We start from the raw sequence: 13,064 nt of genomic DNA, 5'->3' as shown, positions 1-13,064 counted from the left end.
TTATTGATAATAAATTTTACTTATGTCAGAATTATATAAAATATAATTGTGAGGTGGGGTAAACAATGAAATTTGAAGATTTTAAATATGAAAGACCTAATATAGAAAAAGATAGAGAAGATATTAGATCTTTTATAAAAGAGTTAGAAGAAGCAAAGGACTTTAATGGGGCTAAAGAAGTAATAGGAAAAATAAATAAGATAAGAAATAATACATCAACTATGATGGCCTTATCAGAAGTTAGACACACAATAAATACTGAGGATGAATTCTATAATGAAGAAAGTGATTTCTGGGATGAAAATTCTCCTCTTATTGAAGAAGTTAATAATGAATTCTATAAAGCATTATTAAGTTCACCATTTAAGGATCAAATAGGTGATTATTATGGTGAAACTATAATAAAAGAGGCAGAGTATTCTCAAAAGAGTTTTTCAAAAGAAGTAATAGAGGATATGCAACTTGAAAATAAATTAGGTAGTCAATATCAAAAACTTATTGCTTCAGCTAAAATTGAATTTGATGGAGAGGAAAGAACCTTAGCACAATTAGTTCCTTTTGTAACATCAGAGGATAGAGAAGTTAGAAAAAGAGCATCAGAAGCTAAATATAACTTCTTTGTGAAGCATGAAGATGAAATAGATGATATCTTTGATAAACTTGTAAAGGTAAGAACAAAAATAGCTAAAAAGCTTGGTTTTAATAACTTTGTGGAATTAGGCTATGTAAGAATGAGAAGATATGACTATAATAAGGAAATGGTTGAAAACTTCAGAAAACAAGTTGAAGAGTTTATAGTTCCTATAGATAGTAAATTATATGAAAGACAAGCTAAGAGATTAGGACTTGAAACTTTAAAATATTATGATGAAAAATTTGAATTCTTAAGTGGGAATCCAACTCCAAAGGGAGATTCAAAGTGGATAGTTGAAAATGCAAAGGTAATGTATTCAGAGCTTTCAAAGGAAACCAAAGAATTCTTTGACTTTATGGTTGAGAATGATTTAATGGACTTAGTTGCTAAGAAAGGAAAGGCAGCTGGAGGATATTGTACTAATTTCCCTAACTATAAAGCTCCATTTATATTCTCAAACTTTAATGGAACAGCTGGGGATGTAGATGTATTAACTCACGAGGCTGGCCATGCATTCCAAAACTTTAGAAGTTCTTGGATAGAAATGCAAGAGTGTCAATGGCCAACTATGGAAAGTTGTGAAATACACTCAATGAGTATGGAATTCTTTACTTGGCCTTGGATGTATTTATTCTTTAAAGAAGATACAGATAAATATAAATTCTATCACTTAGGAGATGCCATTAAATTTATTCCTTATGGAGTAACAGTTGATGAATTCCAACACTTTGTATATGAAAATCCAGAATGTACACCAAAGGAAAGAAAAGATGCATGGAGAAGAATAGAGAAAAAATATCTTCCACATAAAAACTACGATGAATGTGATTTCCTAGAAAGAGGTGGTTGGTGGTTCCAACAAAACCATATATTCTTATCACCATTCTATTACATTGATTATACTTTAGCTCAAATATGTGCACTTCAATTCTGGAAAAAAGATAGAGAAAATCATGAAAAAGCATGGGAAGATTATTTAAATCTATGTAACATAGGTGGAACTAAGACATTCTTAGGCTTATTAAAATATGCTAACTTAAAATCACCATTTGAAAATGGATGTGTTGAAAGTGTAGTAGGAGTAGTGGATGAATACTTAGAAAGCATAGACGACAGCAAATTTTAGTTTTTAAAACAAAATTTATGATTTATTTAGAGTATGATTAAGTAAGTTTATTATGAATATAGATTAAATTTATCAAAATTAATAATAACTATAAAATATTATTAATCTTATTTAGTATAGATTTGTTTGCTTAATATTTTAAATTAATATTTCTTTTAAAATAAAAAAACTTGGAGTATTCCTTATGGATTTCATAGGAATACTTCCAAGTTCTTTTTTGATTATAAATTAAAATGTTATTAATATAAGCTTATTAAAAATATAAATAGTATGAAGAGGATATATGTATGAACTTTAGAATTTAAGTAATCATGGAAAGAAATTTGCGTTAAGAAGATTGAATGTTCGACGCGAAGCTAGTTTTCAATCTTTAGTAAATTTCTTGGAATGATTACTATAAATTCTTAGTGAAATACATTAATCCTCAGAATATATTTATATTTTTAGTTAATTAGACTTTGTATTTTCTTAGTTTTCTCTGTTAGCTATTTCAAGAACTATTCTGTTTACGAAGTCAGCTAAAGGCATAGCACCTTCTTCACCGTTCTTTCTGCTTCTTACAGAAACTTCTTTGTTTTCAGCTTCTTTTTCTCCAACAACTAAGATGTAAGGAGTTCTTTCTAATCTAGCTTCTCTTATTTTATAACCGATTTTTTCAGCTCTGTGGTCAGCTTCAACTCTAACTCCTCTTCTTCTTAATTCTTCAACAACTTCATTTGCATAATCAGCATATTTATCTGATAAAGGAAGAACTTTAGCTTGAACTGGAGCTATCCAAGTTGGAAGAGCACCTGCATATTTTTCTATAAGCATTGCTAGTGTTCTTTCATAACATCCAATTGAGCTTCTGTGAATGATGTAAGGACGTTTCTTTTCTCCATCTTTATCGATGTAGTACATTCCAAATCTTTCAGCTAAAGCGAAGTCTATTTGGATAGTGATGATTGTATCTTCTTTTCCATGAACATTCTTGAATTGGATATCAAGTTTTGGACCATAGAAAGCAGCTTCATCATCAGCTTCAGTAAAGTCTATATTTAAGTGGTTTAATATTTCTCTCATTATATTTTGAGTATTTTCCCAAGCTTCAGGATCATTGATGTATTTCTCAGTATTGTTTGGATCCCATTTTGAGAATCTGTAAGTAATATCATCAGCTATTCCTAAAGTTTCCATAACGTATTTAACTAAGTCAACAGTATTTTTGAATTCATCTTCTAATTGCTCTGGAGTACATACTATGTGTCCATCAGCAAGAGTGAATTGTCTTACTCTTATAAGACCGTGCATTTCTCCTGAAGATTCATTTCTAAATAGAGTAGAAGTTTCAGCAAATCTTACTGGTAAGTCTCTATAACTGTGTTGAGTTGAGTTATATATTGCGTATTGGAATGGGCAAGTCATTGGTCTTAAAGCAAATACTTCACTATCTTTTTCCTCATCACCTAAAACGAACATACCATCTTTATAGTGATCCCAGTGTCCTGAAATTTTGTAAAGGTCGCTTTTAGCCATTAAAGGAGTTTTAGTTAAAACATATCCTCTTCTTTGCTCTTCATCTTCTATCCATCTTTGAAGAGTTTGGATTATTCTAGCTCCCTTTGGCATTAATAATGGAAGACCTTGACCTACATTTTCATCAGTAGTAAAGATTCCAAGCTCTCTACCTAATTTATTATGGTCTCTTTTCTTAGCTTCTTCTAAAGCTTCTAAATAAGCATCTAATTCTGATTTCTTAGGGAAAGCAGTTCCATATACTCTTGAAAGCATTTTGTTCTTTTCGTCACCTTTCCAGTAAGCACCAGTAGATCTTAATAATTTAACTGCTTTTATTGGTTTAACAGCCATTAAGTGAGGTCCTGCACAAAGGTCAACAAAATCACCTATTTGGTAGAATGAAATTACTTCACCTTCTGGAAGATCATTTATAAGTTCAACTTTGTAAGGTTCATCCTTCATAAGTTCTAAAGCTTCGTTTCTAGGAAGTTCAAATCTTTTTATTTCAGGATTTTCTTTTATTATTTTTTTCATCTCTTCTTCTAATTTGTTTAATTGGTCAGCAGAGAATGGTTTTTCAGTATCAAAATCATAATAGAAACCATTATCTATTGATGGTCCTATAGCTAATTTATCTTGAGGGAATAATCTTTTAACTGCAGCTGCTAATACATGAGAAGCAGTGTGGTTAAAAGCATGTTGACCTTCTTTAGAATCAAAAGTACAGATTTCTAATGAAGAATCTTCATTAACTATAAATCTTAAGTCCTCAACTTTTCCGTTTAATATACCACAACAAGCATTTCTAGCTAGTCCTTGGCTTATGCTTTGAGCTATTTCAAAAATTGATAGTCCAGCTTCAACTTCTTTTATTGAACCATCTTTAAGTGTAATTTTTATCATATTAATTTCTCCTTTCAAAATAAATTTCTTTTAATTTTCATTCATATAAAATAAAAACTCTCATCCCTCTTCTAAATATAGAAAAGGGACGAGAGTGTATATTCCCGTGGTTCCACCCAATTTGTACTTTAATAATTAAAAATAAAGTACCACTTAAAATTAATCGTAACGTGATTATGACGGACTGGATTAGAGTCACTCAGAGGTAGTCTTCAACTAATTCCATTTAAAAGTACTTACAGCTACTGTACCTTCTCTCTGAAAATGTACCAAAGTTTACTCGTCTCTTCATTGTGTTAATAAATTTATAATATTTACTTTAGATTATAAGTTTATTATTTTTGTATGTCAATGGATAAAATAAAAATAAATTCTAATTGGAATATAAGATATTATAAGGGTTTAGGTGGAAATAAGTTCTCAATATTATAAATTTTAATTCAAAAAAGTTATTAAGTTAATTAAAGTTTTTAGAAAATAATTTGCAAAAAAATCTTGAAATAGAATTTGAAAAATATTATAATAAAAACATAGTTTTGCAGGTGTGGCGGAATTGGCAGACGCACTAGACTTAGGATCTAGCGCCTACGGCGTGGGGGTTCGACTCCCTTCACCTGCACCACTTATGCGGGTGTAGTTCAATGGTAGAACACCAGCCTTCCAAGCTGGATACCCGGGTTCGATTCCCGGTACCCGCTCCAAATTAATATAAAAATATGCGGGAGTGACTCAATGGTAGAGTGTCACCTTGCCAAGGTGAAAGTTGCGGGTTCGAGTCCCGTCTTCCGCTCCATTTATGCGGGTGTAGTTCAATGGTAGAACACCAGCCTTCCAAGCTGGATACCCGGGTTCGATTCCCGGTACCCGCTCCATTTTAAAAAATATAATATGCACCATTAGCTCAGTTGGTAGAGCACCTGACTCTTAATCAGGGAGTCCAGGGTTCGAATCCCTGATGGTGCACCAAGCATCGATTTATAATCGATGCTTTTTTGTTTTTAGAGATTTTTTTGGAAGACTTCATAATTTTATTGAAGTCTTTTTTTTATTAAAATTAAATAAAGAAGTATTTCTTTTATAACTCTTAAATTCTAAACATATTAATATTCTTTAATTAATAAACATATAGGGGGATATTATTAATTAAATAGTAACCTACAAAAGATTTAAGTATTTTATAAAAATTTAGTTTTTAATAAATATTAATTTTTTAGGTAAAAAGGTATATAAACTAAAGTTAGAAGGAAATAAGAAAGAGGGGATTATAATGATTGAAGGAGATAAGGGGCTAAATATTGTTTTTACTGGAGATAGCATAACTCATGGGCCACTTCATACTAAAGGATATAGAAGTTATACAGAACACTTTAGAGAAAGATTAAAAGAAAAGTTTAAAAACAATATTGTTAAAGAGAATATTATAATTTTTAATACAGGTGTTTCAGGAGCTACAACTAGAGATATAATAAGAGATTTTAATATCTGTGTAGATATATGTGACCCTGATATTGTTTTTATAATGCTTGGAATGAATGATTCATCAAATGAAATTGTTCCTTTAGAAGAATATAGAAAAAATATATTAGAACTTATTAATAAAGTTAGAGGAATTGGAGCAATACCAATCCTTCAAACAAGTAACATAATAAAAATGGATTTAAGTAGGAAAAGTCTTAAATTTTATATGGATATTCTTAGAGAGGTTGCTAGAGGAAATGATGTAATGTTAATAGATCATTATAGTCATTGGGAGGACTTAGAAAAAGAAAATTCTAATATTAAAAATGAGCTTCTTAGTGATTTGATACATCCTAATGAAAAGGGGCATTTAGAAATAGTTAAATTTATTTTTAAGGAGTTAGATATTTTTGAAGAAGAAAGTTATACCTGTAATTTAAGTTATCCAATAAAAGCAGAAAATTATCTTCAAAGAAAAGTTGATAATAAGTGTAACAAAGAAATTCTTAATACCATAAGTAATAAAAATCCTTCACAAGAAGAATTAATTAAATATACTAAAGAAAATTTAAATGATAATTTAGAAGCTATAACAAATTTAATAAATGAAGATGAAAAGGGTATATGGGTGTTTTTAGGGGATGGATATACAAATGGTACAGGAGATACCTTTGGTTATAAAAATTATGTTGAATATGTGGAAGAGAGAATTAGATGGGAATTAAATGATGGAAGCATAAATAAAAGGGAAAAATTTATGATTAATTTTGGTACAGAAAAAGTTAATTCAGAATATTTAATGAATAACTTCGAAGATTTAGTATCAAAATATAATCCTAAAGCTGTTTTTATTATGATTGGAGGAAATGAAAAAATTAATCCAGAGGAATTTAAACATAATTTAGTTAATATAGTAAGCAAGGTTAAAAATATAAACTCAATACCTATATTACAAAGTCCAATAAAAAATGGAAGAGATATAGAAGGGTATGTAAAAGTTATAAGAGAGGTTTCTAAGGAAGAGGAAATATTCTTAATAGATAATTATGAGTATTGGGATAGGTTAAGCAAAGTTCAAAAAGAGCTTATAGAATCATGGTTAGTAGAAGGAAGAGCAAATCATAGGGGACATTTAGAAATAGCTAAGAAAATTTTTAAGGATTTAAGAATATATGATCATAATAGTTTAATATGTGGTTTTACCATAGAAAAATTTTAGTATATTAATTAATAAAAATAAAGCTGCATCAAAATTGAAGTAGCTTTGATACAGCTTTCTATATACAACTTATTGCTTTTTGCAATATGAAATCTTCTATATATTCTTCTGAATAAACTTTTCTTCCCATGAGATTAAATATTAAATCATCACTAGAGTATCCTTCTTTATAAAGTTTTAGGTTCTTAGTTAATTTTTTTAAAGAACCAGGGGTAAGACCTAACATAATTTTTATGTCATTACCAGTGTAAAAACTTTTTATAAAGAGTTCTCTTAGGTTGTTTTGCATTTCAAGTTTATAATTTAAATCTATAACTTTGTCTCTATGGGGGCCTATTTTAGACCTGTGATGTTTTTTACACAAATACTTGTAATTAAGTTTAAAATCTAAACCGCCTTCTGACCTATGAACTATGTGATGAACATCTGCATAATCACCACAAATTTCACAATAATAAGACATATAATCCTCCTTAACATTTTAATACCCATTTATAGTAATAAAATAGCATAAAAAAACAGTTTAATCAATATAACGGAGCTTTTCAGATAAAGATTAAGGTATACAAAGGAATTTAGTATTTTTTACACTTTGCTGTTAAAAAAAGTTAGCAATATAATTAAAATATAAAGGATATGAGGGGGTTTTGAGATGCATAACTTATTTCATAGAAGATCAAAGATAGAAGAAAATCCCGAGAAATTTTGGAGGGAATTAATAACAAAAAATGAAACCCTAAAAGGAAGAATGTTTAAGGATGAACCTATAACTGAAGATACGAAATACCTACATTATGTAATATTCAATAGAAAAGTTGGATTTCAAAATGTTTGGGTTATGGTACCTAACTTTAACAGATTAATAGAATTTATAGAGTATGTATTTATGCCAGAAGCATACTATAAGTGGGTTGAAGGGAAAAAGAAATTAATAACTCATATACCTTCAATTGATGTAGAAAAAATAATTTCTATGATAAATAGAAAATCAACAGAAGAAGAAAAAGAAAAAATGAAAAATGACATTGTAGCATTAAGAAAATTAAAAGGGTTAAGTGCTGATAATGGAATGAGGAAAATAAAAATATTCTGTAGTAGATTTAATAATAACTGGCTTGGAAATGATGATGAGTTTTTATACTTAAAAGCTTTTGGCAGTGCTGAAGAGCTAGGAAAGTTTGTAGTAGAAACTAATCTTCAAACAGATAGTGAGGATTCATATGAAAAAACTATAGGAATGACTACAGAAGAATGGTTTAAAGTTTGTGAAAATGCTCATAAGAATAAAGAAGATGAGGAAAAATTTAAAAAAGTTTTATTTAAACACTTAGAAGATATTGTATAAAATTAAATTTTCTTGATATTTTAAAATTGAAATCGCTTAGTATTAATAAAAATATAAAATAAATTGAAAAAAATGTTGACATTTTTTAAATAACTATGTATAATAATTTTTGTTGATTCAAGTTTGTATCTTTAGCTCAGCTGGATAGAGCAACGGCCTTCTAAGCCGTGGGTCAGGGGTTCGAATCCCTTAAGGTACACCATACTGGGATATCGCCAAGCGGTAAGGCAACGGACTTTGACTCCGTCATTCGCAGGTTCGAATCCTGCTATCCCAGCCAGTTTTTTAACTTGGTTTAAAAACTTGACAGCATATTAACAGTATGTTAATATATAAACATACTAAGCGGGTGTAGTTCAATGGTAGAACACCAGCCTTCCAAGCTGGATACCCGGGTTCGATTCCCGGTACCCGCTCCATTTTTTAAAGTTTTACTGTAAAATTATTTTAAAAAATACAATATGCACCATTAGCTCAGTTGGTAGAGCACCTGACTCTTAATCAGGGAGTCCAGGGTTCGAATCCCTGATGGTGCACCAAGCATCGTTTTATAAGCGATGCTTTTTTTATTTTACATAAAAGTATGGGTACATTTGATATAAAAAAATTAAATTAATATAATACTAGTTAATAAGAATTTTATTTAAAAGCAGATTTTTAAGGGGAGATAGAAATGAAACCTATGAATAAGATTGCTGCTATTCATGATATTTCATGCTATGGGAGGGCAGCATTAGCAACAATAATACCTATATTATCTTCAATGGGAAATCAAGTATGTCCACTTCCAACAGCAGTATTGTCAACACATACAGATGGATTTGGAAAACCAGCAATTAGAGATTTAAGTGATTTTATATATGAAACCAAAGATCATTGGAAAAGACTTAACTTAAATTTTCAATGCATATATAGTGGATATTTAGCTGATCCTAATCAAGTTAAATTTGTTGAAAGATTTATAGAAGATTTTAAGGAAGAGAATACTTTAGTAGTTATAGATCCTGTTATGGCTGATAATGGTAAGCTTTATGATGGTATGAGTGAAAAAATGATTGAAGAAATGAGAACTTTAATAAAAAGTGCAGATATAATCACTCCAAATATTACAGAAGCTTCTTTTCTTTTAGGAAAAGAATATAAAGAATCTCTAAATGAAGATGAGATAAAAGAATATTTAGTAGGTCTAGGGAATTTAGGACCTAAAATAAGTATAATAACAAGTGTAACAAGTTCAAGAGGAAATGAATATATTGATACTGTACTCTATGATAGAGAAGAAAAAATGTTTTACACCTATTCTCATAAAAGAATAAATGCTTTTTATTGTGGAACAGGTGATGCTTTTGCCTCATTGCTAATAGGATGGATATTAAGAGGGGAAAGTATTGAAAAAGCATTGGAGAAGTCATGTAATTTTATTGCAGAAGCTATAGAATATAGCGAAAAGTTTGATTATCCTCCAAATGAAGGAATATTACTTGAAAGTTTGTTATATAAATTAATAAGTAAATAAATTATTAAAGTCAAAAAAATAAATTGACAAAGTAATTTTAGAATGATACTATTAAAAAAACAAAATTTAATAAATCTTATCAAGAGAGGTGGAGGGACTGGCCCTGTGAAACCCAGCAACCGGTAATTCTTTGCGGTTAAAACAATGCTAATTTTAAAATGAGAAAAATCAGTAGTAATTTCCCATGCAAAGATTTATAGCGGTGCTAAATCCTGCGGTAGAAACTGAGAGATAAGAAAGAGAGTCTGTAAGAATAATAACTTCTATCCTAGGATAGGAGTTTTTTTATTTTGTAGGATAAAGGATAGATTTATTAAATAGATTAGGAGGAGAGAAAATGAAAAAAGGAAAGTTTTCAGCATTATTACCATTAATAATTTTTGTATCGATTTATTTGGGAACTTCATTAGTAATGAAAGATTTCTACTCTGTATCTGTTTTAGTTCCAGGAATAATTGCAGTTTTATTTGGAATATTTACAAATAGAAAAAGAGGACTTGAAAAGAACATAGAGATATTTTGTAAGGGGGCTGGTAATAGCAATATAATTTTAATGTGCTTAATCTTTATATTAGCTGGTGCCTTTGCAGAGGTTGCTAAAAATATGGGGGCTGTAGAATCTACAGTAAATTTAGGGCTAACAATATTACCTAAAAATATATTAGTAGCAGGAATATTTATAATATCATCATTTATAGCTATATCTTTAGGAACGTCAATGGGAACAATAGCTGCTATAGTTCCAATAGCAATGGGAATTTCAGATAAGACTAATATCGCATTACCACTTATAGTTGGGGCAGTAGTAGGTGGAGCTATGTTTGGGGACAATCTATCAATGATTTCTGATACAACAATAGCAGCAACAAAAACTCAAGGATGTGAAATGAAGGATAAGTTTAAAATAAACTTTAAGGTTATATTACCAGCTGCTATCTTAGTAATTGTAATATATACATTCTTAGGAAGTGGGGCTAATACATCAGTAGGCCAATACGATTATAATTTTATTAAGATTATTCCTTACTTAGGTATTTTAATAGCTGCATTAATGGGGGCTAATGTAATTGCTATATTATCAGGTGGGATAGTATTAGCTGGAGCAATTGGATTCTTTACAGGATCTTTAGATTTAAAGACTTTCTTTACTTCAATATCAACTGGTATAGGGGGAATGAGTGAACTTATATTAATTTCAATAATAATTGGGGGAATTGTTGAAATAATAAAAGAAAATGGTGGTATAGACTATGTATTAAACTTAGTTACTAAGAGAATCAATGGCAAAAAAGGGGCTGAATTTGGTATTGGATTATTAGTAAGCTTAGTTGATGCATGTACTGCAAATAATACTATTGCTATAGTTACAGTTGGACCTTTAGCAAAGGATATTTCAGATGAATATAACTTAGATTCAAAAAGAATTGCAGGAATATTAGATATGTTCTCTTGTGCAGTTCAGGGAATAATTCCATATGGAGCACAATTAATGTCAGCGGCGGCTTTAACTGGATTAAGTTCATTTGAAATAATGAAATTTTTATTCTATCCATATTTAATGGGTATAAGTGCAATAGCATTCATAGCATTTTTCCAAAAGAAAGAAAGTGCTGAAAAAAGTGGGGAGTTAAATGCTATAGCAGTTGAATAAAATATTAAAAAGCAATAAGCGTTAAAAAGGGGATTTATATAAAAGGGGTTTAATAAATTTTAGTATAAAGTAAAAAAAGATAGGCTATAGAAAATAAAACTTACAAACAATATGAAGAGGATATTTAATAATTCTCAAGATATGTTTGTAAGTTTTATTAATTGGGCCTATTTTTTTATTTTACTAAAAGACAAATACTTTGAGATGAGATTCCTTCTCCAGAACCAGTAAAACCAAGTCCTTCCTCAGTAGTTGCTTTAACATTTATTTGATCTAAGTCTATATTTAATGCTTTAGCTATATTTTCTCTCATAGTAGGTATATGAGGAGCCATTTTTGGTCTTTGAGCTATTATAGTTGCATCTATATTTGATATTTTATAGTTATTTTTATTTAAAAGTTCACCTACAAATTCTAGAAGTTTTATGCTATCAGCACCTTTGTATTTAGGGTCTGTATCTGGAAAATGCTTTCCTATATCTCCTAAAGCCGCTGCTCCTAATAGTGAATCCATTATTGCGTGTAATAATACATCAGCATCTGAATGGCCTAAAAGTCCTTTTTCATAAGGAATTTTTACTCCACCTAATATTAAATCTCTATTTTCAACTAATTTATGAACATCATATCCCATTCCTATTCTCATTTTTATCACCTCTTAGATTTATTTTTTCAATGAAAATTTATTTTTATGGTTTAATTATATATAATTCTGTTATGTTATCAAAGCATCAATAGCTATTAAAGAAAATTAAACTTAATTGTAACAAAAATATAGCTTTATAAGATTAAAATCTTTATATGTTTTAATTATGTAAAAGATGTATTTATAATATAAAATTTTATATAGATATCATGGGGGCTATGGTATAATAAATTGAGATTTAATTAAAGAGAATAGCTTATAATAATTGATTAGAAATAATTTTAGTCTGTAGTAATATTATTAGAAGCTTTATGTAAAAGGGATTTAAATAGAAAGGGTGAATTGAGAAGTGTGGGGAAAAATTAGAAATGTATTAGGTATTCTTTTAATAGTGGCAGGAGTATCACTTATTGGAGTAACTATTTGGATGAAATATGATACTTATAGACAGCAGCAAGCTGTTTTAGATAGTTTTAGAAATTTACAGTTTGATGTTCCAGAGGGTGAAAAGAAAGATGCTGATGTGTTAGAAGAAGAAAATACTAAGGAAAATACTAAAGAAAATAGCGATGAAAAGAATAAAGCTGATAAGGTTGAAGTTGAAAAAGACAAAAAGCCAGAAAAAGCACAACTTGAAGAGGGAAAAGGAATAGGTATTTTAAATATTCCAAAGATAAACTTAGAAATAGGTATAATAGAAGGCGTTAGCTATGAAGATATAAAGTATGTAGTAGGTCATTTTCCTGGGTCACCAATGCCAGGGGAAAAAGGTAATTTCTCCATAGCAGGACATAGAATATCATATTTTGGACAAGCTTTTAAGGATATTGATAAGCTTGAAAAAGGGGATAAAGTCAAAGTTACTTACAATGGAAAAGAATATACTTATGAAATAACTGATATGTATGAGGTTACTCCAAATGAAACTGAGGCTTTAAATCCAACAAAAGATGCTACTATAACTATAGTTACATGTACAACTGACGCTAAAAATAGGGTTATAGTAAAAGGAAAGTTAGTGGAATAAGACTGGGTTTTTGCCTTAGTCTTATTTTTTATAAAATATACA

9 protein-coding genes, 9 tRNA genes, 1 riboswitch and 1 other annotated feature are annotated in these 13,064 nt (G+C 29.4%); of the genes, 15 read left to right on the top strand and 3 right to left on the bottom strand.

Features of this window, described 5'->3' with window-relative positions; translation table 11 throughout:
* Window positions 1–65 precede the first annotated feature (65 nt).
* Window positions 66–1,760 (top strand): M3 family oligoendopeptidase, encoded by a 1,695-nt coding sequence (locus CPF_RS12850; RefSeq protein WP_003457828.1) that lies wholly within the window; start codon window positions 66–68, stop codon window positions 1,758–1,760.
* Window positions 1,761–2,228: 468 nt separating this feature from the next.
* Here CPF_RS12850 and thrS read toward each other — a convergent pair whose 3' ends face one another.
* On the bottom strand, window positions 2,229–4,160 hold the full coding sequence (thrS, locus tag CPF_RS12845) for a threonine--tRNA ligase (protein WP_003457830.1): 1,932 nt from the start codon (window positions 4,158–4,160) through the stop codon (window positions 2,229–2,231).
* Between the two features lie 81 nt (window positions 4,161–4,241).
* Window positions 4,242–4,461: a binding site (T-box leader), on the bottom strand.
* A 237-nt stretch (window positions 4,462–4,698) separates the two neighbouring features.
* On the opposite strand from thrS, the gene CPF_RS12840 reads away from it, so the two are divergent.
* From CPF_RS12840 to CPF_RS12815, 6 genes are all read left to right on the top strand, one after another.
* A tRNA-Leu gene (locus CPF_RS12840) sits at window positions 4,699–4,782 on the top strand.
* Window positions 4,783–4,787: 5 nt separating this feature from the next.
* Window positions 4,788–4,861: transfer RNA gene (locus CPF_RS12835), tRNA-Gly, on the top strand.
* A 17-nt stretch (window positions 4,862–4,878) separates the two neighbouring features.
* A tRNA-Gly gene (locus tag CPF_RS12830) sits at window positions 4,879–4,953 on the top strand.
* A gap of 5 nt (window positions 4,954–4,958) precedes the next feature.
* Window positions 4,959–5,032 (top strand) — tRNA-Gly (locus CPF_RS12825).
* Between the two features lie 18 nt (window positions 5,033–5,050).
* A tRNA-Lys gene (locus CPF_RS12820) sits at window positions 5,051–5,126 on the top strand.
* A gap of 301 nt (window positions 5,127–5,427) precedes the next feature.
* The gene (locus tag CPF_RS12815; protein WP_003467540.1) at window positions 5,428–6,837 is read left to right on the top strand and encodes an SGNH/GDSL hydrolase family protein; all 1,410 of its coding nucleotides are present in this window, start codon (window positions 5,428–5,430) and stop codon (window positions 6,835–6,837) included.
* A gap of 58 nt (window positions 6,838–6,895) precedes the next feature.
* Here the strand turns inward: CPF_RS12815 and CPF_RS12810 are convergent, their stop codons facing one another.
* Window positions 6,896–7,300 carry an HNH endonuclease signature motif containing protein gene (locus CPF_RS12810; RefSeq protein ID WP_003454383.1) on the bottom strand — a complete coding sequence of 135 codons (405 nt, stop codon included), beginning with the start codon at window positions 7,298–7,300 and terminating at the stop codon, window positions 6,896–6,898.
* Window positions 7,301–7,489: 189 nt separating this feature from the next.
* Between CPF_RS12810 and CPF_RS12805 the strand changes: the two genes are divergently transcribed.
* From CPF_RS12805 to CPF_RS12775, 7 genes are all read left to right on the top strand, one after another.
* Window positions 7,490–8,182: a hypothetical protein gene (locus tag CPF_RS12805; RefSeq protein ID WP_003454455.1), complete on the top strand. Its 693-nt coding sequence runs from the start codon at window positions 7,490–7,492 to the stop codon at window positions 8,180–8,182.
* 125 nt (window positions 8,183–8,307) lie between these two features.
* Window positions 8,308–8,384 (top strand) — tRNA-Arg (locus CPF_RS12800).
* A 3-nt stretch (window positions 8,385–8,387) separates the two neighbouring features.
* A tRNA-Gln gene (locus CPF_RS12795) sits at window positions 8,388–8,462 on the top strand.
* Window positions 8,463–8,527: 65 nt separating this feature from the next.
* Window positions 8,528–8,601, top strand: a tRNA-Gly gene (locus CPF_RS12790).
* A 44-nt stretch (window positions 8,602–8,645) separates the two neighbouring features.
* Window positions 8,646–8,721 (top strand) — tRNA-Lys (locus CPF_RS12785).
* Between the two features lie 134 nt (window positions 8,722–8,855).
* The gene (locus CPF_RS12780; protein ID WP_003457860.1) at window positions 8,856–9,698 is read left to right on the top strand and encodes a pyridoxamine kinase; all 843 of its coding nucleotides are present in this window, start codon (window positions 8,856–8,858) and stop codon (window positions 9,696–9,698) included.
* A gap of 73 nt (window positions 9,699–9,771) precedes the next feature.
* A riboswitch (SAM riboswitch) is annotated at window positions 9,772–9,936 on the top strand.
* A gap of 99 nt (window positions 9,937–10,035) precedes the next feature.
* Window positions 10,036–11,349 carry a Na+/H+ antiporter NhaC family protein gene (locus CPF_RS12775; RefSeq protein ID WP_003457854.1) on the top strand — a complete coding sequence of 438 codons (1,314 nt, stop codon included), beginning with the start codon at window positions 10,036–10,038 and terminating at the stop codon, window positions 11,347–11,349.
* A gap of 175 nt (window positions 11,350–11,524) precedes the next feature.
* Here CPF_RS12775 and ispF read toward each other — a convergent pair whose 3' ends face one another.
* Window positions 11,525–11,995: a 2-C-methyl-D-erythritol 2,4-cyclodiphosphate synthase gene (gene ispF, locus CPF_RS12770; protein ID WP_003457926.1), complete on the bottom strand. Its 471-nt coding sequence runs from the start codon at window positions 11,993–11,995 to the stop codon at window positions 11,525–11,527.
* A 349-nt stretch (window positions 11,996–12,344) separates the two neighbouring features.
* On the opposite strand from ispF, the gene CPF_RS12765 reads away from it, so the two are divergent.
* Window positions 12,345–13,022 (top strand): class D sortase, encoded by a 678-nt coding sequence (locus CPF_RS12765; protein WP_003467492.1) that lies wholly within the window; start codon window positions 12,345–12,347, stop codon window positions 13,020–13,022.
* Window positions 13,023–13,064 lie beyond the last annotated feature (42 nt).

Origin of the sequence: Clostridium perfringens ATCC 13124 (genome assembly GCF_000013285.1) — a bacterium.
Lineage (GTDB): Bacteria > Bacillota > Clostridia > Clostridiales > Clostridiaceae > Sarcina > Sarcina perfringens.
This window is presented reverse-complemented; position numbering and strand designations above follow the sequence as displayed.